Here is a 24353-nt window from a genome sequence, read left to right on the forward strand (position 1 = left end):
AAAGATTAAGGTAATCACATTATTGTTTTAAAATGCTGTATATAGAATATTACTAAAATAATCTATTTTATGGAATACACATATCCATCTGAACTCAATACATATAATTTATTTCTATATATACATGGTGTTGGCTCTTCTATCTTGTTCTCCATCTTGAATCTCCAGTAACATGTTGTTGTTCCATCTCCATTACCGTCTTCATCCACACAATAGATATATGGTGTTGAAACAGATCCAAAATATACTTTTCTATCTGCTCCTATAACAGGACCAGCCAAACCTCCACCTTCATGTTTCCATATTATTTCACCTGTATTGGCATCCAAGCAATATATCATTGCAATCAAACATATTCCGCCAAGTCCTAGACCATGCCATGCGGATAAGAATACTTTACCGTCATGATATGCTGCTGTAATATTAAATATCATTTCGGGCTTACCGAATTCCCATAACACTTCACCTGTTTTTCCATCTAGGCATCTGAATTTGTCTCCACCTATAGGAAGATATATCTTACCTTCAAATGCAACAGGTGCACCAGAATCGGAACCTCCACTTAATTGGAATTTCCATATTAGTTTACCACTAATTTTATTGAATGCGTATAAGTAACGGTCCCAACCACCGAAGTATACGAATTCACCATCAATAACCGGCTCTGTACAAGTAGATCTCTCTGTTCTGTATCTCCATATAATATATCCGGTATCTGCATCCAGACAGTTAACAAAACCATCTATTGCTGGAATATATATTCTTCCTTCATCTGCATTACATGATCCCCATACCCAACCAATTGATTGAGTCCAGATTAAATCTCCTGTTTTGGCATCATAGCAATAGTATTCATCTTCTCCACCTTGCTGTCCAACATATATTTTTCCATTATAGTAAACAGGACTTGCTGATATAGCTCCACCTATTTCATTCTTCCAGATTGTTTCTCCTGATTCTGCATCTACTGCAAATAAGAATCTAGAAGGTGTTCCAAAGAATAGCTTACCATCAGCTGCTGTTGGCTTGGATTGATAATATGCTCCTCCAGCAATTTGTTCTGTTAGAATGCGGCTACCATCTTCTGATTGGAAGCAACCGATTAAGCTTTGCTTGAATACTTTATTTCCATCTTTATCATATACATGCATATATAAGCTAGAATCATTAATAAGTACTTTATCTTCATATTTAGTCAAATCACCATAGATTGGATGAGTACTTATTTTTTTTACAAACAATATATTTCCATTCCCATCTGCACAGTACAAGTTACCTGAAACATCAGTGAAGTATACGTTAGAATCAATGATGACTGGTTTTGATCTGAGCCAATCTTCACCTTTTACACTATATATCAATTCACCTTTTGATAAATCAAGGCAGTACAACTTACTGTTGGCACAAGGTATATAAACCTTTCCATCTTCAACCAATGGATTGCCGAAATATCTGAAGACATTTTCTCTTCTATCATCAGTCTCATATCTCCAGATTAAAGAACCGTCCTTTGCATCTAAGCAATAAACATATCCCTTGTTATCTCCGAATACGATTCTACCATCACATGCAGTTACCTGTCTATTGACTTCTCCACATGCTTTGAATTGCCATTTGATTCTTTCTGCTGATGCTGGTGAATAATTTCCATCTAATTTTAATGCATATACGTATCTTGCTCTTGTAGTAGCGATAACTACATCTTTATATATTAATGGTTCTGAAAAAGTAGCCCCGATATTGAATGACCATCTTTCATCACCAGTCTTGAATTCCTTACAAACAATTGTATTAAAAGGTTGATTAACTGGAGGTGTATCTTCAATATCATGAATACCGTGAGGATATACGACAAATTCTTCATTGGCATCAAATTGTGCATAACCATATCTATAATCTATATGACTGGCTTCTATTTTTCTGTCGATATTACCAGTTTTTTTATTTATGAAACTTATATATTTCGTTTCTCCTGAATTACCTCTACTTCCCATATCTCTTATCAATATATAGTCATCGATAATCTTAGGAGTTGATGAATTACAAGGAGTCCAATATAATTGGTCCATCATTATTTTAGTGCTCTGATTAGCTCTGAATACTTCTTTTCCTGAATTGATATCATAACCATATAAAATATTTCTCATACCAGGTGAAGATACATAGATTACTCCGTCTTCTACTACTGGGTGTGACTCCCAACCCAAACCAACTGGAATTCTGAAATTCAGTTCTCCTTCAGATGGTCCATGAGCACCAGTATGACCAGTATGATGTACATTACCATGATATAATGCCCATTCGATATCTTCTTTTGGTCCACTTTCAAATGGTATCTTGGTCATGTCTGGTTGATACGCAGGTAGATTGTTTTGTATATTATCCAGTATTTCATATCCTTCATCTACTATTGAGAAAAATTGTTTTTCTTGTTCTTCAGTCAATATCATTTCTGTTCCCTCAGAAGGTAAACAGTTCCATGGTGAAAGTGATCTTAGACCTTCGTCGATATGCAGATATTCTTCCATATTAGCACCTTGTTGTTGAAGCATGCATACCCATAGCTTCATAAGGAATGCTCTTATCTGATAATTCTCTTTATTGGTTTTTACTGTTTTTATTTCTTCTCTAATCTTATCTATTTCGCTATCATTACATTTTACAAAGTTGTTCATTTTATACCTCCATAAAAAATATTCTCTACCATTCTAACATCAGCAAAGTTCTATGCAAACTTATAATTCTGTTTATAAAGTGGATAAAGCTGAACTAAATGGTGTTGCTTTTATTTATACAAATATAAAGCATCAGTATTATAACTAAAGAACAGAATAAATTTCAATAAAAATAGAAAGTAGAACTTTTTCTATTTGATAAAAATGAACTGATCTTATATTAATAATATCAACTTATATTATATAAAATAAACTTTTATATATTAATTTTTAATAAAAATAATAGAATATATTAATTTATATCTTCACGCTTTGGTCAAATATAATTATTAAATGGCAAAAATAATGTGATTACCTAAGATCAGATGCTATAATCTTTAGGTAATCACATATTTATTAGAATAGTACTTTATTTCCTATATCTCAAGAATCTGTTTCTCAAAATTCTTAGGAGAAATACCAACTATTTTTTTAAACATTCTAGAAAAATATTTAGGATCATTGAATCCAACCATATTACCAATCTCACTAATATTATATTTGGAAAATTTAATTAAACTTTTTGACCTTTCAATTCTATAATAATTTAGATATTGCATAACTGTAAGACCCGTTTCTTTTTTGAATAACCTTGATAGATATGACTTACTTACACATGATATCTGTGAAATGCTATCCATGGTTATATCTTCTTTGAAATTTTCTTGAATATAAAGTGTAGTTTTCAAAACCACATCACTTATTTCAGGATCATAACTTAGAAAGTACCGTCTCATCAATAAAAATACCGATTTGATATATGATGTTATTAATTCTTCATGAAGATTATTAGCCATTTTCTTTTCTTCGTAGATTCTTTCAAGAAACCATTTGATTTCTCCTGTCCTATCTGGTAAGTGGAAAGAGCTTTCCATTTGAGGATTACCCTCGAATTCAACTCCTATACATATGACTTCATGTTCATACTTCACATCCAGACTCTCCTGATGCATTAATCCCTGCGGATATACTATCATATCATATAATGCCATTACAACTTCTTCACTGTCAGTTGTAATTTTTGCTTTTCCATTAATAAAATATATCAACTCAAAATAATTATGGGAATGCTTCTGAAAATTCCATACCGAACTTCTTCCATCAAAGCGATCACAAAATCTTAAAGTCATTTTATTATTAATGAATTGGCCTAAACTATCTGCTATCTGATGATATTGTTCTTTTTTCATATATGATAACATCTCCTTCTGCAAGCAACCTAATGCTTTAATTGGACAAACTTATTAACATAGATTAACCTTTAGTACATAAGGTATAAATATTATATTTTTGCACTGAATATTATGCTAAATATCACTAAACCGCAATACATTAAATACCTAAATTTTTACTTTTTTATACATATTATTGTAAAATACTTTCTTATATATTATACTACATTAAAAGCACATCACTCAAGTGTATTATGGTTTAATTAAGGCTTTTGTTAAAATTTTCCAAGGTAGAATAAATACTAAAAGAAGATATCATGTAACGTGGATTTAAGTTATATCTTCTATGATTTCATCTACAAGAGTTTCATCATAATTCGATCCATAGACAAATATCAAGTTATCGCCATCATGTCCTTTTATGAAAACTGAACTCGCATAATTTTTCTGTATGATTCCCAGTCCATACTCTTGAGGCTTGATTTTATCACATATCTCTACATACTCTTCCCAACCAAGAGTAGCCACTGGATTAAAGAACAATAATGCATAGAAGTATTTCCAGAATTTAATTATCCGTCCATAAATACGTCCATCTATTGGCAAACAGCCAACACTATCAAAACGTCTTTCATCAGTAAATCCTTTAATTTGATATTTTCCATTTGATCGAAGAAATTCAGGTATCTCATATCTATACTTTATAATTTCTTCATCAGTCAAGAAGTCATCATCTTCCCTTCTGAATTCAAAGTAATATTTATCACCTCTTGTAAGTTTTTCTAATACCGTTAGCAACTTATTCACATCTTTATTATCTTCGATATCAATATCCATAAGCGTTAACTTCTTTATATCCTTAGTAATGTTTTCACGTTCTATTTTCATAATAACCATCCTTTGTGAAGATTAATTATATAATCTCTAATCATGAAGCTGATCCATCAAAACTATAACATCTATCAACCTGCATTACTAAGGGCGAACAAATTGATTAGTAACATCTATAATGATTTTACTTCTACCTAAATAGGTAAATTCAATGAATTCATCTTCCTTAAAAGAAATATCCTTCTCATTGTATTTAAATGGTGTTTTCCCATCATTATAATTATCGAAGTGTATTACATGATAGTATTTATTTTTTATGAAATAACTATCATAATATTTGTCTAAGATAACTAAAACACGATCTACTCTTGTATAAAAATTATTTTGATATTTATCCATTATTATTTTATAGATATTGAACAGAACACTTATAAGCCAAAGTGAAAAAAATATACCTACTAATATAGAAACCAAATTATAGAATTCATATGCTAATATTAGGTAACTTAAAAGACATAACATGAATGCAATAATGATTGCCATCTTAATATATTCCTTCAAAAAAGATTTTGTCCTTTTAGATATTAGACTTGAAGCTGAGTCCATATATATCCTCCTTCAACTGAAATAGATAATATTCCGTATAAGAAACTATCCTGTTCTCTATCTATATAATTTACCTGATGAGATGTTTTATTCATAGATAAATAAGAGAATTCGAGAATTTCAAAAAAAGGTACCTGACTTATTATCAGCTACCTTTTTTTCGACTATGATTTTACTAGTCATCTATTATATAATTATTGAAATTGCTGTTCATCTATGTTTCCTTGAATGACATTACATTTTCCTGATTAGATACCCAATTGAATCATGTAACTATAACCCAAATCCAAATAACTGATTTTCCTAAAACCGTAAGGTTTCATAACTTCTTCCAATTCCTCTGGAGACCAACGATTCATCATGGGTGGACCAAAGGGTGTGTCAGTCTTCTTGATTTCAATGATTGCTATTCGTCCATCACGCTTCAGAACACGATGAATTTCATTAAATAGAATATCTTTGCATTCATTAAGACCAATTGCATGAAGAACTGTAGATATTAAGCAGATATCAATACAATCATCATCAATAGGTATCTCTTCTTCAATATTGGATACTAATGTCTTAACATTCATCAATCCTTGTTTATTCACTTCTTTTTCAACCCTATCAATTATCTGCTTCCACTTGTCTAATGAATAGACCATACCAGAGTCACCTACCAATTTAGATGCCTGAATACTGTAATCACCTGCTCCACATCCTAAATCCAGAAGCCTATAACCTTTCTTGATTTTCAGTTCATCAAAAATTATGTCTTGATTATACAAGAAATAACTGCTAGGACCTCTTGTTCGGCTACTGTGCATTGGATTATGTTTGAATGAATCTTTGCTTTTGCATAAATCATTGTTTTGCATATTTATCATTTCCTTTCATTTTTTATATTCTAATATTTGTTAATTGATAACAATAGTAGAATCTTCTCAATTCCAACACTGTACACAAAATTACCTCCTCGACCTATTAATGTTTTGAATATTTAAAAAACAATACTCGTTTTCATTTACTTTTTGATTATAGTACAGTATAATTAAAGAAACTGTATCTGCTGATACACTTTACATATTTATGAAAGGAAATTATATGGATAATCTATCAGTATTACTTCAAAAATGTTATTTATTCAAGAACAAATCATTAGAAGAAATTGACAATCTACTTTCTCACATTCAATATAAAATCGAATCTTTCAAGGAAAACGAAGTCATATTTTCACCTGTTAGAACTGCAGACAAAATTGGTATGCTATTATCAGGAAGTGTGGATATTCAGAAGTTGTTTCCATCGGGAAAAATAGTTATTATTGAAAGAAAGAAAAGTTTGGACCTCATTGCTTCAGATTCTATTTTTTCTAGAATCGACTTCTATCCTGATGCAGTTTCGGTCAGTAGCCCTAGTACCATTTTATTTATAACCAAAACAGACCTCTTACATTTATTTGACTTGGATAAAGATTTCATGTTAAATTTCTTAGAATCAGTCTCCAATTCAACACTTGTACTTAAACACAAGATTGGTATTCTATCATTAAACTCTATTCAAGAGAAAATAGCAGGTTATTTGATTTACAATAACAAGATCTATGATACCTATTGCATAACACTGCCCTTTTCCAAATTGGCATGGGCTGAATATATGAATGTTTCTAGGACTTCTCTGTCAAGAGAATTGAGAAATCTAGAGCTGAAAGGTATTCTATCCTTTAAAAAGCGAAAAATAATTATACATGATATGAAAAGATTAGAAAAACTGTTATCTCTGTAAGAAGGTAACTGTTCTATCAGCTACCTTTATTCTAAATAATATATTTTCTTTGTGCATCTTAACAAATGCTGAAATTATCGCAAAAAAATATTAATACTAAGACTAGTAAAAAATATTATGCCAAGTTACCTTAGAATTAGTCCTGTCTTAAATAACCCTATCATTATAATAGTTGGTACAACAATCCGTCTTTTCGGCAATACCATATAAGCTTTCCATGTCCATATCTAGGAATACGTAATTGTAGATTCCATTCGGGATAATGTTTGATTACCTCGATTTTCTCACTCATAACAAAAGCTGTAAATGATATATAATTGTCTTTTGCCATAGGATGACTGCTTGTTATGAACCAGTCATCTTCAATTATTTCAACTGTCATCATCTCATTTCCTTTTGCTTTCTTGGGTTCATCATTTTCAACATTTCTTCCACAACATGCCATAGTAATATTACCTGTACTAACAGTTACATTTCCACATATGGGGCATATATAGTATTTTAGATTTTTCATGTTTCCTCCTACAGATTCATTTTCCATCAAGTCTCCATTAAGCATTTCTCTAATATTTACTCCCAGAACATCTGATAGACTAGGGAGTAATGATACATCTGGCAACCCAAGTCCCCGCTCCCATTTAGAGATAGCTTTATCACTTAGATTCAATTCATCAGCCAAATTCTTTTGAGTCATGTTCTTTTCTAAACGCAAAGTACGAATCAGAGAACCAATCTTTTCGCAATCCATTTTAATCACCTCTATATATGATTATATCCAAAAAATATCTTGTAGACAATAAACTCTTAGTAGAGTTATGAATGCAAAAGCAGCGTATTTATCCATTATTAAAGTTTCCTTAGAGCATATGAAAACGTTTCTATTACATAGATAAGAATTAGTACTTCCAGTAAAGATCAAAGAGGCTACGCCTCATAAAAGATTTCAAGGAAAATAAAAGTAGAACTTTCGTATTTTACCAAAAAAAGGGCTTTTCAGCCCTATTGTATAAAATCACATCATTAATCTATAAAGGATTTTCTTTCATATAATCAATCAAGTCATCCACAGTAGTGAATGCTAGACTAGTAACAGTATCTGCACAACCGTAATAGATAGCAATTCTTCCTGTCCCGCTGTCAGTTAATGCGGCACATGGAAAAACTACATTAGGTACATCACCTACACATTCATATAATTCATAAGGTGCTAATATGTAATTAGCTGAACGCATCTTAACCTTCCATGGTTCATCTAAATCAAGAAGGGCACATCCCATCCTATATACGTAGCCATTACATGTAGTTAATACTCCATGGTATATCAATAACCAACCTTCATCTGTCTCAATGGGTACAGGACCTGGACCAATTTTCGTTCCCTGCCAAGCTGATTTATCTCCTTTAACCGTACTCATCACATGACGATGATGTCCCCAATATTCCAGGTCTTCGCTCTGACTATAGAAGATATCACCGAAAGGAGTATGTCCAGTATCGCTTGGACGACTTAGCATTGCATAATGCTTACCTATTTTACGTGGAAACAAAACTCCATTTCTGTTATTGGGTAAAAAAGCATTTTCCATTTGATAGAATGTCTTGAAATCAAACGTATATCCTACTCCAATTGTAGGTCCATGATATCCATTACACCATGTGATATAATAACGGTCTTCAATAAAGCAAACCCTCGGGTCATAACGATATTCTTTACAAAGTAATTCTTCATTTTCTCCCCTAAATTCAATTGGAGTGTGATTAATGTTCCAGTTAATTCCATCATGGCTAAATCCCACATAGATATTCATACTTAATGATTTTGAATCACATCTGAATACTCCTGCAAAACCATCTTTAAAAGGAATTACCGCACTATTAAAAATACTATTCGAACTAGGTATTTCATTTCTATTGATAATAGGATTTTTTGAATATCTCCATATAGGCATAGAATCTTTAGAAGCTCTTTCTTGCCAAGGAATATTTTCTAATATATCTCCAACGATCTTTGTCAATTTTACTCCTCCAAATCCTACTTAACTCTTACCACCGAATCTCTATAAATGATTTTACCATTAATCATTGATATGCCTTTTGTGTAATTAGGGGAAGTTTCTACTTTTCGTTTGACTATCTTTACAGCAGTCCTTGCTATACCTTCAATATCTACAGCAACAGTCGTTAGTTTTGGTTCACATATATCGGCATAGATATCGTTATCGAAACTTACAATAGAAATTTCCTCTGGAACTTTATATCCTAGCTGTTTCAAGCTCTTAATCAAACGATGCGCTGTTTCATCACAGTTACATACAAAAGCTGTTGGCATTTCTTCTGGAAATTCAAATTCAATAGCTTCATTATAAGAGCTCCTATCATCAATAACCCAATCCTGTCTTATAGGAATCCTTTTTTCCATCAACGCTCTTGAATATCCTAGATATCTATCTAATATACTCTGGGTTACAGATATCGAACCTACAAAACCAATATCACGATGTCCATAATTCAATAGATGTTTCGTAATCTCATATGTGCTATAAATATTTTCCGAAAGAACACAGTCAGTATCTGAAAGTTCATCATAATAATCAACAAACACTTTTGGTAACCTAGTCTTTCTAACTTTTGCTAAAAAATCATTCTCTAGATTTCCAAGAATTATTATACCATCAATGTTTTGCCCATTAATGATTTGTTCCAGTTCCTTAGCATGATTCATAGGATCCACCGTTGTTAGTATTCCAATATAACCAATCTCGCTTAAATGCTTAGTTATCATTTGATAAATTTTTACGTAAAAATATGCTTTAGTATCTTCCCCAAAATACTTATGATCCAAAAATATAGCGATATTTTTTACTTTATCTTTTGATATTTTGGATATACGATAACCAAATTCCTCAGCTTTTTGTAAAATTTGTTCTTTCAATTCTGGCCCAACGCCATCTTTATCATTTAAAGCTTTAGAGATTGTTACTTTACTAACTCCTAATTCATCAGCTATATCCTGCATAGTAACTTTTTTGATTTTCTTCATTGTTAGACTCCCTTTACAAACATTTTCCTAATCTTTACACATTATAACATTTTGGTAATCTCATGGCAACGAGTTAAGTATTAATTAGCTAACAAATCTATTCGTTAATACTTTCTATAAGCAACTGTCCAATTCCAACCTGATAACCACACCATCCAAATCCTGCAATCTCCTTATGTGTAATCAACACTAACGGTAATCTACAATCTTTCATATTGAATCCAACATATATATCGTCTAATTCTAAGCTTGATTCAATTAAAACTTTTAGTTCTGGTAATTCTTTACAAGCTTTCTTTAAAGTCTTATCATCATACTCATCCTCGTTATTTATAAGTAGAATAACATTTGTAGATAGCTTACGAAATTTCTCCTTCAATTCTATGAATTCATTAAGTAGATGCTCTGTAGGTTCTTCCCCTGGCCTGATCCAGCATACTATATTATCTGTATCCAATAGATTATGTAAACTATCTTTTTCTTTGTTATTAGTGATAAGCGAGTAATCTTTAACAGGCACTTGTCCTTTTTCATTGTGACTTTTTTCAAAAATTAGTGGTACTTCAGTTGAATGATTGCTTGTGATTTTACAATGAACAACACGAACTTTATTAGATTCATCATGCTGTCTATTAGCTGTAATCACTCTATAATAACCCTCTTCCAAGTAATATTCTACTTCATTATCAACCCATTCTATTTCATCCAAATCTAAAGTTTTATAACAACCATTTTCAAAACGTGATACAGTATAGTTTTTATAGTATTCTACATTATTATCACCTGTTAATATCAACTTGCCAAATTCCTTTTTATCTATCTTATTGTCTTCATATATATAATTCCATTTTCCATTGTTATGATAAGCTAATTTTCCATCGGACTTTTCAAGCCTAGCTGGAACACCTAATGAACGAAGTACAGCAACGAAGAATATCTTATGTGATATTTTATTCCCGCCTCTTACTCTAATCATTCCTTTTATAGACGTACATAGATTCGAATATTCCTTGTCATCAATCAGGCGGAAATTAGAGTTTATCCATTTTCTTAATTCAAGTGGTTCTTCTCTAAAATATCTTTGCTGTTCTTCTGTAAAAAATTCCATAATCTCTTTTCTATACTTTCTAATTTTCTCAATCCAAGTTCTAGGATTCATCACATACTCCACGAAAATATTTTCCTCGCAATCATCCTTGTACTTAATTGAATAAGTAAAATGTTCCTCTAATTCTGTTGCCAACACATCAGATATATCTTTTTGAGGTAGGGCTCTTAACATTTTTACCTTCCAATACAGTTCATCCTCAGGAGTATTATCCAAGAACGTCAATATCTCTTTATGATTTCCTCTAGCCTTCATTAAGCAATCAGATATTCCTTCATGAAGAATAGGGTATTCCTTTGCTTTTTCTTTACTAGTTATTTCATCGAAAAATGTTTCTTCAAAGTTTTTTCTCTTATCTATAGCATTGTCGTTCCTTCTCTTTTGTGCTGCACTCTCTTCATCTGTATAAGGTATCTCTTCATCTACTCCACCTATGGGTGGAACCATTGTCCATTTTTCTGTTCCTGTTGGCATATATGTTTTATCTTTCAATATGAGAGTGATATTCTCTTTATTGGAAACATCCATTTTCTCATAAGTAAAAGACTTCCCTTTATGCACATAGATCATCAGATCACCAAGTCCAGTAACAAACGTTACATTACCATGATCATCAGTTTTCAACTGAGCAATAGGATAAAATTCACAATAATTGACTACCTCAAATCTAACGATTGCATCCTGCACTGGACATTCATTTTCATCTACAATTGAAACAATAATTTTCTTAGTCTTAGCATAATGAGATAAGACGTTGATCTCTGTCATACGTTCAGTTTGTTTGGTAATCACTTCATCAGCACAACAAGTAGATAGTACTCGACTGTGTATAAGCATTGCCTTGGATGCAGGCAATCTGAACCAACCATGATTCAACTTATTCTCTGGTTCACAAGCTCCTAAGAATCGCCATCCCTTTTCTGTATAGACTTCTACCCAAGCATGATTGTCATCACAATGACACCACCTAGGAGTATAGCATTGTCTTGCTGGGATACCCACACTTCTAAGTGCTGCTACTACAAAAGTTGATTCTTCACCACATCTACCATAAGCATTATTGATTACTGTAAAAGGAGAACCTGTTCTTGAATCCGTTGACTGATAAGTTGCTTTTTCAAAACACCAGTAATTGACTTCTATAGCTGCCTCTTCCATAGTCATTCCTTTAATTCTAGGTGCTAATTCCTCATAAAACCTTGAACTATAAAATTCTATATCCTCATTGTTGACTCGGAATTGCAACACATAATTGAGGAAGTCATCTTTATCAATAATGTTACCCCAAGGCATATTTCCCTTTACCCAAAGGCTGTGCCTACAAAATTGTAGAAATACTTCTGGGTCATAATCTGCAATATCCGATAGTGGCATATATTTGTACAAGAATTTCATACACTCTTGCTCAGACTCATTCATTTTACACATAAATGAATAAGGCACTTTACGTAATTTCTCTTCATACTCTGCTTGCCCTGATACTGTGGTTCTACCGTCTTCATATATTATTACTTGCTGGCTGCCATCTTCTGTAAAGCAAGAGATTTCAAAACTGCTGCTGGAAATTTCAATTCTAGGATAAATAGAACTTTCCATCTCCATCTCTAAGGCAAAAATATCTGTGGTAAAACTACCATATCTATCATAATATCTATGTTCATAATAATAATACTTTCTCAGCTCCCATTTTAGATACTCTACTTCTGGAATATCCATAGCCTCTCCATTTTCAGTGAAGAAGACGAAGCCCCATAACTCTGGGTAATGTATGTTAATCAAACCAGTTGGCGACCAAACCCAATTTTCTTCAGGTCTATCTTTTTTAACGTATTTTCCATCAATAACATCTACATGCCATTGAACTCTTGAAAAATTCACCCTGTAATAATCACCTACAACAGGCTTTTGAGATTTTGGTGCCATTTCCTTAAGAGCATCAAAAGGTATTACAACTTCTACCATCCAATATTTATTATCAGGATTTATTTCATTAATACTTCCATTAATCTTTACAGCTGACTGAAGACCTTTGATATCCCATCCATTCAGAGGTCTTCCTCCTTCGTCACGGTAAGGCTTGGTCAGAAACAGATCCCATACAGTATTAAGAGCGTTCATTTCAAATTCAAAATACCCATGAGTATCAGAATCAGGATCAATGAATATCTCGAAATCATTATCCTGAAATATTACGCTGTCTCTTTCTGTTAACGTAGCCCATATTTCGTCTCCATATAGAATTCCACCAAAATACATATTATCGTCGTCCCATAGCATTTTGACTTGGGTATCCATATAAGGTTTTTCTTTACTGTCTCCTTCAATATCTACGAAAAGTCTTGTGAACGGTGCATCATCCCAGAACTCTTTATCAAGGTTTCCATCAAGAACAAAAGGCTTCGTTGCCCGCTTACAATAATATTTTGGTGGATTAAAATCAATCTTAGGTATTGGTACTCTTATTGAATTCATTTTTCCTCCTAGTTATGTGTTACAACAGCTCCACTGCCGCCATACATCTCAATTTTTCCTTCAACTTCTATCTTAAGAACAGTTACGTTTTCATGACAATCTTCTGGAGTTAAGTCAAACCACATGGTTCCAGGTATATCAAACCAAGGTACACCACCATGAATTTCATAGTCTATCTCTTTTCCAGAATGTAGCACAGTAGCTCTTTTCACCTTATTGCATAATCCCTTCAGGCATATGTGTTCTTTTGGATTATCATATACAAATAGATACAGTGTCTCTTCATCTTGAGACATTGTAGAACCTCCCAGATAATATCTGGTCATTATACCTTCTTTCGTACCGAATATGGCTTCCTCATTATCACGTATCCAGTTACCAATACCTATAAGAAGCTCTTCTTCCTTAGGTACGATGGTTCCATCTTCTTTCGGACCAATATCCAATAGCATATTCCCACCCATAGTTATACAATCGCAAAACATACGTATCAATTGATTAAGGGATTTGTAATGGTTATCTTGTGGAACATATCCCCACGAACAATTAATCGTGGTACAGAATTCCCAAGGGCCTTCGGGTCTTGTAATAGGAAGTCCTTGTTCAGGTGTCTTATAGTCTCCATATCCTTGTAGCCTGGAATTGATTATCAGCTTATCATTGAATGATTTCAGATAGTCTTTGAACTCTGGCAGATTCCACATCTTCGCACTTCGTTCCCAGTCTCCATCAAACCATAACAGATCCACCTTTCCGTAATTGCTCAGAACTTCTCTCAACTGATTATTGTTGAATTTCAAAAATCTTTCCCATGCTTCAAAATCCTGTTTCCCATCTATCGGATAAGAATATTTATTTACATCCGACAGGTTTTCTGGTACTTCTCCATCTTCATACACACTAGCATAATCCGGATGTGACCAATCAAGAAGGGAAAAATACATACCACATCTGATTCCTTTTTTCTTGATGGCCTCTGCATATTCTTTGATGATATCCCTTTTGGCAGGAGTTCTTTTCACTACACTAAGGTCACTATACTCAGTGTCAAAGAGTGCTACACCATCATGATGTTTGGTTGTCAATACTGCATATTTTGCCCCTGATTTTGCTATAATGTCAGCCCAATGGTCTGCATCAAATGTAGAAGCAGTAAATCCATCAAGCTGTTTCATATATTTTCCGTAAGGAACACGGTTATGATAGAATGACCATGACTCCGAAACTCCATCTACTGCATATATTCCATAGTGAATAAATATTCCTAATTTAGCTTCTTGAAACCATTTCTCCATTAACTTTTTCCTCCTTTTCACTACCTGTTAAACAATTTTTTCTTTCTTTATCAATAAAACTCAAGAGAGTTCCACTTATATCTGTCCCATATTCCCAATACATTAAACCATATAGTCCCCGTTGCCTTATGTAATCTAATTTATAATAAATAGAATCTTGGTCTTCATAACTGATAAAGCAATCTCCATTAAATAAGTAGGGTGCTTTTGCTTGACTGTCCCAATATCTTGTGAATCCGTTTTTATTAATATATCCCGTTAATAAATCATGGAAATCAGGTCCATATCCTCCTGTTGTTTTCGCCATCTGCATTAATCCATTCTGGACGTTAGGGACTCCTTTCCACATTCTAGAATAAAACGCAGCACCGAGAACTAATTTGCCTGTTGGTACTCCGGCTTTCAAATAATTTCTTACAGCTTTATCAGCACTTACTCTGGATAAATCCAATTCACAACTATATAAATTGGCATGATGTCCTGTAACAACTGTGAAACCTCCACGTAAGTCATAAGTCATCAATTGAATATAATCAAGATACTGATGAATCTCATCCATCCTAGTACAACGAGTAAAATATTCATCCCCTGCGGCAGCAATAGTTAGCAATGCATTATGCATGTCTCTTCTATCTAGGTTCATACGAAACTCTTTTATCAAATGGGTAAAATTCTCTTTATCCTCTTTTGCTGCATCGATTCCAGCGATACTGATACATGGATATTCCCAATCAATGTCAATTCCATCAAGAGAAGCTTCTTCGACAATATCTATAGCTGATTCTATCAATTTCTTTCTGCTTTTTGCTGTTTTAGAAGCTGTCGAAAATCCTCCTGCACCCCATCCTCCAATAGATAGAACGAAACGGATATTAGGATTTATAGTTCTTGCTTTTATAATATATGATAGATAGTCACTTACATCAGAAATAACTTTACCTTCTACTATTTTTGCAAATGCCAGATTAATAATCTCAGATTTTTTTATATCTTCTTCTTTGAAATATTTGAGGTCTTTTAATGATAAATAACCTATTAAATGTATTTGGGTCATAAGTGGGCTCCTTTTTTTCTTATATTAAACTGAAAACTCTTGCATATGGTGCTTCATCAGATTCATATTCTGGTAGATGAATCATATACCCATTTTCTTTTTTATTATATTCAAGCGCTTTATTAGTTTTAAAGCATCTAATTTCTTTAACATTTCCTTCATAGGGAATAAATACTTCTTTTGCAACACTATCTGTTTCATCACTGAATCCTTGAATTGCATATACTACGTCATCTTTCTTGGTAAAAGCAATACCATCTTTTTTATATGGCTTACATGCTCTTGTACCATAGATGGCATCACCATATATCTTTAACCATTTTCCTAAACCCTTTAATGAACATATGGCTTTCTGGGGTAATCGTCCATCTGGCTGAGGAGCGACATTGATGGCTAAGTTACCACCTTTGGCAACTATATCTATAAGAAGATTCACAATTTCTCTTGGATCTTTATAATCATCTTCATAAGAATATGCGAATGAATTTCCTAGAGTTATATTACTTTCCCAAGGAATATTCAGTGGTTTATCTGGCACACACTGTTCTGGTGTTACATAATTCTCATAAGCACCTCCAACAGTTCTATCTGCACATAGCATCCCCGGTTGGAATTTCCTAATCTTATCGATTACTTCGCCTAATCTTATATCTTGATTGTTTTGTTTACAAACCCAACCAGCATCAAACCACATGATATCAATCTTTCCATATTTAGTTCCTAGCTCCATAATCTGATTCCCAGTAAACTGTACAAATCGTTCCCATTCCTCTGGATATTCAGATGGATTATAAGATGGTCCTCTATTCTGATAGCTTCCTTTCTCGAACTTAGTATTCCAATAGCTATCTATATGCCAATCAGCCTTAGAAAAATAGGTAGCTATACCGATTCCCTTTTTACGGAAAGCTTCAAAAAGATGAGCGCAAACATCCGCATATCTATGAGTGTGAAAAGGGCAATCTTCATTAGTTATTTTATAATCTGAATATTTCGTATCCCACATACAGAATCCATCGTGATGCTTGGTGGTGAATATGAAATATTTCATTCCTGCTTCTTGCGCTATTTCAGCCCATTTCTCTGGTTGAAAACGAATGGGATTAAATGTTTTATTAAGATCAAAATACTGCTTTTTGAATTCTTCTCCTGTAACTTCCCAATCAATACAATTTCTTGACCATTCAGCATCAGCATCACTAAGCGCCCAGGATTCTACAATCCCAAGTTGTGAATAAACTCCCCAGTGCATCATTAAAGCCAGCTTCTGATCTTGAAACCATTCCAACTTTTGAAGTACTTTTGGATCTGTTGGAGCTACATAGTATTCTTCTGTACTATAATTATGGACACCTTCTTCTACTACATCCTCTTTATCTTCTATTCCTTGCTTTTCTTCCATATCTTCTAATTTAGCCATATTGTCCTCCATTAAAAAAATTTATTAAAGATGGTTATGACTTTGGCCATAGCCATCTTCTATAATTATTGATTTATAGCTTTTTTTCTCATCTCAATATAATCATTAAGCTTCAATTTATCTAATTGATTAAGATAATTATCCCAATCTGTTTCTATGTCTGCCTGTCCTGCAATCCATTGAGCTGTTTTTTCTCTTATGTAATCAGCAATTGCTGTTTGGATATCTGATAATTTTGCACTTTCTTCTGCTGTTGCCCAATATTGTGGAATAGTATGTTCCATAAGATATGGTTCATATAATTCATCAACATGGTCTTTTTCTTGGAACATAGGTACCTTTTCAATGAATTTAAAGTCTGTTGGTATATATCTTGGTAATGATTGTGGATATAAGTTAACCCAACTGTACTTGTCTTTTTCTTCTTCTGTCAACTTACTGTTGTCAGTGTAATAATTATCACCATCTTTGAAGACTACTATGTCCAAAGGACCACCATTAGTCTGAATAGAATTTTCTAATTGGAACATATTATCCCACCATCTTACGATTACTTCTGGATTTTCTGCATTATCGGTAATGACTGCTTGATTTTTAAGTACTGATGTTCCATAACTGTCACGGAACCAAAGTGGTTCATCAGTGAATTCACTACTTAATACTGGGAGTGGCACCCACTCTGGAATTTCTCCAGCTTCAAATGGCATTATATCTCCACTTCCATACATCATAGCTACTCCATATATGTCAGTACTTCCTTTTGCTTTCCATTGAGCTTGGTCAATGGTGAACATTTCTGGGTCTAACAACTCTTCATTAAATAAATCTCTCATGTACTTAACCATATTTTTATATGGTTCACTATTAGCTCCGAATGTGAGTTTCTCACCAACCATGGTGAATCCATAGTCATTGACAGGCATTCCGAACCATCCGGCATAATAACCAAGATTCTTATTGACAGGGTCGAAGGAGAATGGTATCTCATCATTTGGATCGCCATTTCCATTAGCGTCTTTTTCTTTGAATGCTCTCAACACATCTTTCAATTCTTCTGTTGTAGTTGGCACCTTAAGTCCTAGATTGTCTAGCCAACGCGTGTTGATATATGGATTAAAGTCTACTTTTGGTGCTGATAATACATAAGGTATTGAATATATATGACCGTCTGGTGCTGTCATAATATCGCTTACCCCTTCGAGTTCAAGTACTTCTTGGATGTTAGGTGCGAATTTCTCGAAGTACTCTTCAAGTGGTAAGAATGTTCCCATCTCCACACCGAATTTCAAGATATCAGTTGCTGACAAGATCCATCCACCGATACAATCGGCATAATCACCAGAATTAAGAGATAAGCTATATTTCTCTTTTGCTACTTCATAAGGGAAAAGCTGTACATCTACGTTAATTCCTGTTTGCTCTTCCAGTTTTGGCATCAAATAGAAGTCATCTGTTGTTTTGGTTCCATCGGTAAAAATAGAAAAGCTATAGTCTGATGGATCAACTATTGGCAACCCTTCCTTGTACATCAAACCATTGATTTTCCCATTTTCATCTACGGTAGTACTGATTTCCTGTTTACCCTTAGATGTTTTACTTGCTTTGTTACCACATCCGGATGATATGATTGTAAAACTTAAAACAATGATTAGCATAACTGTAATTAATTTCTTGTTTTTCATTAAAACTTCCTCCTTTTTTATTGCATATATAACTCAGTCTTAACATTAAAGACTTAAGCCCAATTTCAGCTATCCTTTTATAGAACCTATCATTACCCCTTTAACAAAATGCTTTTGAACTAATGGATACATAATCAATACTGGTAAACTTGACACTATAATCAATGAGTATTTCATCAATTCCATCAATTGTCTTCTTTGTTCTAGTGCCTCTTGCTGAGCTGCTGTAGTTATCGTTTGCGACAGATGGCTTTGGTTCTGAACCAATATGGACCTTAACACAAGCTGTAATGGGAACTTGGTTTCTGTCTTCATATATAGTAATGCAGAGAAATATGAATTCCAATGTCCTACCCCATAGTAAAGTACCATGATTGCAATGATAGCCTTTGACAATGGTAGAGCAATCTTGAAAAAGAATTTTGCTTCTGCGCATCCATCAATAGCTGCAGCATCATATAATTCTTCTGAAATATTCATTTTGAAGAAAGTTCTTGCTACAATCATGTTATATACGCCTAAAGCCCCTGGTAGAATAAGAGCGAACATTGAATCTAGTAGATGCAGATTTTTGACTACCAAATATGTAGGAATCATCCCCCCGCTAACAAACATGGTAATAACATAAAATATGGTAACTATTTTCTTACCCCCGAATTTATTTCTTGACAAAGCATATGCTGTCGGTAATGTCAATGCTAGATTCAACATGACACCACAAAATGTATAGAATAGAGAGTTCAAAAATCCTGAAACTACTTGTTGGTTTTTAAAAACTTCCATATATCCATCAAATGTTAATCCTACAGGAAATAGAAATACCCTACCACTTGATACAGCTTCTGGATTACTTATTGATGAAATAACAATAAAATATAATGGATAAGCAACAACAGCAAAAATGATAGTAAGTATTATAAAGATAATAGTGTCATATATCTTGTCTTGTTTTGAACGTTTTTTTCTCATCGATTCCCTCTCCTTACCACAAACTGATTCCAGATAATTTTTTGGATATTCTATTTACTACTATCAATAAAATTGCATTGACTGCTGAATTAAACAACCCGATCGCCGAAGAATAGGAGATATTATTATCAATAAGGCCTACCTTATACACATATGTAGAAATTACCTGAGAAACACTTAAGTTCAAGTCATTCTGTAATAAGAAAACTTTTTCGAATCCTACAGATAAGATGCTTCCACAACTAAGTATCAACAAAATAGTTGCTGTAGGGATTATGCTTGGAAAATCGATATACCTTACAATCTGAAACTTAGTTGCCCCATCAACAATTGCTGCTTCATGCAATTCTGGACTTACTGACGATAATGCTGCAAAATAAATTACAGAACTCCAACCCATACCCTGCCAGACACCAGACCAAACATATATATGCCTCCAGTAATCTTTTTCAGCCATAAAGTTGATATTGTTTCCCCCAAAGAATTCAATGACGTTATTGATTATACCTACACTGGGAGATAAGAAAAGCAACAACATACCACACATTACTACTGTGGAAATGAAGTTAGGTGCATAGGTAACGGTTTGGATTACTTTTCGATATTTTTTATGTCGAAAAGAGTTTAATATCAATGCTAAGAGAATTGGTATAGGAAATCCTGCGATCAAAGAATACAGACTAAGAACAAAAGTATTCTTTATCGTTGTAAAAAAATAAGGCGAATCAAAAAATCTCTTAAAGTGTTCTAATCCTACCCAAGGACTCCCAAAAAAACCCAACTTAGGATTAAAATTCCTAAACGCTATCTGAACTCCATATAAAGGTACATAACTAAAAATAAAAGTAATAATAATCCCGGGAAGTACAAATAGCCATAACGGATAATCTTTCTTCAACCGCTTCAAGAATCTATTTTTTTTGCTCATTCCCGATTGCTTAAAAACCCTTGTGCTCATAAATTTTTCACCTAATCCTTCCCTATTAGCTTTATAAAACAAAAGAGACTACGCCTCGTTCCGCTAAGCGGATTTGTCCGTTTGGAAAGTTTCCTTAACGCATATGGAAATGCTCCTATTTCATATGCTTAAAAAGCAGAACTTCCCTATAAGAGAACACATTTAAAGTTACTTAACATTAATTAACTTATGTTTACTAATTTATCATCATTAAGTGCTTTTGTCAATAACATTTTATTGTTTTTTACTTAATTTTACCCTAATTATATTGTTTTATTGTATATTTTATCATTTTTAAGTAAATAATTAATAATTAATTCTCTTTTTTTGCCTTATTAATCATTATAAAAATTAGCTAACAATAATTAATTTTAATTAACTTTTTAAGCATATAATTTATTTCTGTTTTTGGATTGTTTATAACTGAGACCGACTTCAAAATTTTAAATTTTTAATGATGAAAAGAAATGTAATTCTTAGAAGAAACAGGAAGTAGAACTTAACCTATCTTCAAAAAAAGATGAGATAACAGTTATGTACTGAAATCTCATCAAATATCAAATCTAATATGAACTTATTTATACATATTTAGTGAATCAAAAAGGTCCGTCCCTAATGATTCATTAGTGTGAATTTCACTTTAAATATAATCCATCCATCTATAATTTCTGCATTGATCTTTCCTCCCATGGTTTCAACTAGAAGCTTAGTAATGGTAAGACCAAGTCCAGAACTATTATTATTTCTTGAAGCATCTCCCATATAAAACCTATTGAACAATAGTTCGACTTCTTCTTTATCCATTTGTTGAATGTCATTTCCGAATGTTATGTCAACTGATTTATCTTTGATTTTTGACACTACTCTAAAACTAGTTTTCGCATATCTGATGGAATTTTGTATCAAGTTATTGAACACTCTCTCTATTGCTATTTTATCTAATTGTACATCTACTTGATTTCTGCAAAGGTCAAGTTCCACATTGATATGTTTCTTTTCGAAATCATTATAAAACAATAATAGATGTTCCCTTAACTCTTTATTTATATCCATGGTTTCTAGATTAATCCTATAATTATTACCTTCCAATCTAGATAAATCATAGAAAGTTTCAATTAGATTATGTAAACCTTTTGCTTTTCTTTCTACTACACTGATATATTCTTTTCTTTCTTCTTCTGTAGTAGTTTCATCGTTCAATAGTTCCAGATAACCTCGTATTGAAGTTAAAGGTGTTCTAAGATCATGAGATATGTTTTCTATCTCTTTTCTTATTTCTTCTTCTCTTTTAGCATATCTGATTCTATCTAATTGTGTTTTCGCCAGATGATTATTGATTTGCACCAATAACCTCTCAAAACTCCTATCAGGAAATTTAAGTGTCAACTTACTATTTGATTCTGAGTTTTGATGAATTTCTTTATAATCTTTTGTCACTTCTCTGATGTTATTTGAAAGCAATAAAAAGCGTGCAGAAAAATACACACTTGGTATTAACAAAATAATCAGTACCCATTCCATTCTCTGCACACCTCTTTCTATCTATTTGATCTCCTTCTTATTAAAAAATACAAGTCCTAATATCAAAAATATTATACTGCCTATAATCCCAGCTATATAGCATTTTATAAAACCTTCATCCGTGCTTACTGGCATAATCATTCTATTAGCTATTCTGTCATAACTGGAGGAAGCTAGATTCCATGGCATCCAACTAGCTATGGTTCTGCAAATAGAGATTTTTTTACCAGCTAGAGCTAAGATATTAGGTATAATGATTACTATGATTGCCCACTGTACTGCCATTGCAGTTGTTCTTTCATTATCATATATAGATAAAAATGAATGGGCAACCACTAGACTGAATATGAATAGTGGTATACCTCCTATCAATGCATGAAACAAATTTTCAAGATATATTGGTCCACTATCTTCAAGCATCACATATGCACTAATAATATAAGCTCCAGTGATACATATGAAATTTATAAAAGATATAACTATCTCCATTATTAATTTTCCAAAATAAATATGAGTTCTAGAAATTCCGTATGAAACAGAATTCTTTAATGTATGACATTTATATTCTTGTCCAAAAACTGTTGAACATAATATCAAGCATAGACACATCGGAACAGTTAGCGAAGAATATAAACTTGATAAGGAAAAATTTGTATTTCCATAAGGAAAATCAACCTGACTATTAGCATAAATCCCCAATGCTACATTTATAAATATTACAAACCCCATCAATCCAAAGAGAAATTTGTAATTACCTTTCGTACGTACATTACGATACATCTCACTTTTCATATAATTAATCATTTACAACACCTCCTATCAAGGACATGTAGTAATTTTCCAGGTTGACGGACTTTTCTTTTATTTCCAGCAAACCTATACCATTACATACTGCAAGCTCGCTAATCTGTTCAACTCTAGAATTGTTGTCGAATATATGTATGATGTTATTCTGTAGAACTTTGAAATCTTTATAGCCTAGTTTTTGTTCTAATAATGCTGATAATTTATTGGCATTAGTCACTTTGATTTCAATAAAGCTCTTACATTTTTCTCCTAACTCTTCAGTTGATATCTGTTCTACCAACTTACCTTTATTCAGGAAACCATAACAAGTCGCAATATTGGATAACTCTGTAAGTATATGACTAGAAATCAATATTGTAATGTTTTTTTCTTTATTAAGTTTCAACAGTAAGTTCCTAATCTCAACGATACCAGATGGATCTAATCCATTGATTGGTTCATCAAGAAGCAATAAGTCTGGTTCTGTCATAATGGCAAGAGCCAAGCCCAACCTTTGTTTCATACCTAGAGACAAATCTGCAAATTTCTTTTTCTTAGCATAAAGTAAATTAACTTCTTCTAGGACTTTAGTGATTCTATCCTTACCTGGAATACCTCTTTGTATACGATAGTACTCCATATTTTGCCATACTGTCAGATCAGAGTAAAAACCGGGAGCTTCAATAATTGACCCAATCTTTTTTCTTATACGTAGTAATTCTTTATCAGATGACTTAGAAAACAATTCGTAATCTCCACTAGAAGCTACTGTTTGTCCTGTCAAAATTCTTAGGAGGGTTGTTTTACCTGCTCCATTGTTTCCAACCAAACCATAAATATCACCTTGCCCTACAGTTATATTTATATTTGATAAGGCAACATCTTCTCCATATGCCTTAGATAATTTATGAGTCCTTATAACTTCCTTCATTTTTATCTCCTTCTTTTGCTATTCATT

The 24353-nt window shown here is 32.8% G+C and carries 19 protein-coding genes; 1 reads left to right on the forward strand and 18 read right to left on the reverse strand.

Features of this window, described 5'->3' with window-relative positions:
* Positions 1 to 62 precede the first annotated feature (62 nt).
* The 5 genes from QMG30_RS00875 to QMG30_RS00895 form a co-directional block, all read right to left on the reverse strand.
* Positions 63 to 2675, reverse strand: coding sequence for an outer membrane protein assembly factor BamB family protein (locus QMG30_RS00875; RefSeq protein ID WP_281811244.1), 2613 nt, complete (start codon positions 2673 to 2675; stop codon positions 63 to 65).
* Between the two features lie 416 nt (positions 2676 to 3091).
* Complete coding sequence (locus QMG30_RS00880) at positions 3092 to 3904, reverse strand: helix-turn-helix domain-containing protein (protein ID WP_281811246.1); 813 nt, start codon at positions 3902 to 3904, stop codon at positions 3092 to 3094.
* A gap of 312 nt (positions 3905 to 4216) precedes the next feature.
* Entirely contained in the window at positions 4217 to 4774 is a 558-nt protein-coding gene (locus tag QMG30_RS00885) for a hypothetical protein (RefSeq protein ID WP_281811248.1), read from the reverse strand.
* An 87-nt stretch (positions 4775 to 4861) separates the two neighbouring features.
* A complete protein-coding gene (locus QMG30_RS00890) occupies positions 4862 to 5323 on the reverse strand; it encodes a hypothetical protein (protein ID WP_281811250.1) in 462 nt (153 codons plus the stop codon).
* Between the two features lie 248 nt (positions 5324 to 5571).
* Entirely contained in the window at positions 5572 to 6183 is a 612-nt protein-coding gene (locus QMG30_RS00895; protein WP_281811252.1) for a class I SAM-dependent methyltransferase, read from the reverse strand.
* Positions 6184 to 6409: 226 nt separating this feature from the next.
* Here QMG30_RS00895 and QMG30_RS00900 point away from each other — a divergent pair, with 226 nt between their 5' ends.
* Complete coding sequence (locus tag QMG30_RS00900) at positions 6410 to 7090, forward strand: Crp/Fnr family transcriptional regulator (RefSeq protein ID WP_281811254.1); 681 nt, start codon at positions 6410 to 6412, stop codon at positions 7088 to 7090.
* Between the two features lie 163 nt (positions 7091 to 7253).
* Here QMG30_RS00900 and QMG30_RS00905 read toward each other — a convergent pair whose 3' ends face one another.
* From QMG30_RS00905 to QMG30_RS00965, 13 genes are all read right to left on the reverse strand, one after another.
* The gene (locus tag QMG30_RS00905) at positions 7254 to 7838 is read right to left on the reverse strand and encodes a helix-turn-helix domain-containing protein (RefSeq protein WP_281811256.1); all 585 of its coding nucleotides are present in this window, start codon (positions 7836 to 7838) and stop codon (positions 7254 to 7256) included.
* Positions 7839 to 8115: 277 nt separating this feature from the next.
* Positions 8116 to 9105 carry a glycoside hydrolase family 130 protein gene (locus tag QMG30_RS00910; protein ID WP_281811258.1) on the reverse strand — a complete coding sequence of 330 codons (990 nt, stop codon included), beginning with the start codon at positions 9103 to 9105 and terminating at the stop codon, positions 8116 to 8118.
* A gap of 17 nt (positions 9106 to 9122) precedes the next feature.
* Positions 9123 to 10130: a LacI family DNA-binding transcriptional regulator gene (locus QMG30_RS00915; RefSeq protein ID WP_281811260.1), complete on the reverse strand. Its 1008-nt coding sequence runs from the start codon at positions 10128 to 10130 to the stop codon at positions 9123 to 9125.
* Positions 10131 to 10227: 97 nt separating this feature from the next.
* Positions 10228 to 13710 carry a transglutaminase domain-containing protein gene (locus QMG30_RS00920; protein WP_281811262.1) on the reverse strand — a complete coding sequence of 1161 codons (3483 nt, stop codon included), beginning with the start codon at positions 13708 to 13710 and terminating at the stop codon, positions 10228 to 10230.
* Positions 13711 to 13718: 8 nt separating this feature from the next.
* Positions 13719 to 15005 carry an alpha-L-fucosidase gene (locus QMG30_RS00925; protein ID WP_281811264.1) on the reverse strand — a complete coding sequence of 429 codons (1287 nt, stop codon included), beginning with the start codon at positions 15003 to 15005 and terminating at the stop codon, positions 13719 to 13721.
* The gene (locus QMG30_RS00930) at positions 14980 to 16059 is read right to left on the reverse strand and encodes a glycoside hydrolase family 18 protein (protein WP_281811267.1); all 1080 of its coding nucleotides are present in this window, start codon (positions 16057 to 16059) and stop codon (positions 14980 to 14982) included. The genes QMG30_RS00925 and QMG30_RS00930 overlap by 26 nt, the downstream gene beginning before the upstream one ends.
* A gap of 19 nt (positions 16060 to 16078) precedes the next feature.
* Entirely contained in the window at positions 16079 to 17479 is a 1401-nt protein-coding gene (locus QMG30_RS00935) for an alpha-L-fucosidase (RefSeq protein WP_281811269.1), read from the reverse strand.
* A gap of 65 nt (positions 17480 to 17544) precedes the next feature.
* Complete coding sequence (locus tag QMG30_RS00940; protein ID WP_281811270.1) at positions 17545 to 19161, reverse strand: type 2 periplasmic-binding domain-containing protein; 1617 nt, start codon at positions 19159 to 19161, stop codon at positions 17545 to 17547.
* A 69-nt stretch (positions 19162 to 19230) separates the two neighbouring features.
* Complete coding sequence (locus tag QMG30_RS00945; protein WP_281811272.1) at positions 19231 to 20130, reverse strand: carbohydrate ABC transporter permease; 900 nt, start codon at positions 20128 to 20130, stop codon at positions 19231 to 19233.
* A gap of 13 nt (positions 20131 to 20143) precedes the next feature.
* Entirely contained in the window at positions 20144 to 21088 is a 945-nt protein-coding gene (locus QMG30_RS00950) for an ABC transporter permease (RefSeq protein WP_281811275.1), read from the reverse strand.
* Between the two features lie 612 nt (positions 21089 to 21700).
* Positions 21701 to 22609, reverse strand: coding sequence for a sensor histidine kinase (locus QMG30_RS00955; RefSeq protein WP_281811276.1), 909 nt, complete (start codon positions 22607 to 22609; stop codon positions 21701 to 21703).
* Positions 22610 to 22630: 21 nt separating this feature from the next.
* Entirely contained in the window at positions 22631 to 23413 is a 783-nt protein-coding gene (locus QMG30_RS00960; RefSeq protein WP_281811278.1) for an ABC transporter permease, read from the reverse strand.
* A complete protein-coding gene (locus QMG30_RS00965; RefSeq protein WP_281811280.1) occupies positions 23406 to 24326 on the reverse strand; it encodes an ABC transporter ATP-binding protein in 921 nt (306 codons plus the stop codon). Before QMG30_RS00965 ends, QMG30_RS00960 begins: the two co-directional genes overlap by 8 nt.
* Between the last annotated feature and the right edge of the window lie 27 nt (positions 24327 to 24353).

Origin of the sequence: Vallitalea longa, from assembly GCF_027923465.1 — a bacterium.
Classification (GTDB): Bacteria; Bacillota; Clostridia; order Lachnospirales; family Vallitaleaceae; genus Vallitalea; species Vallitalea longa.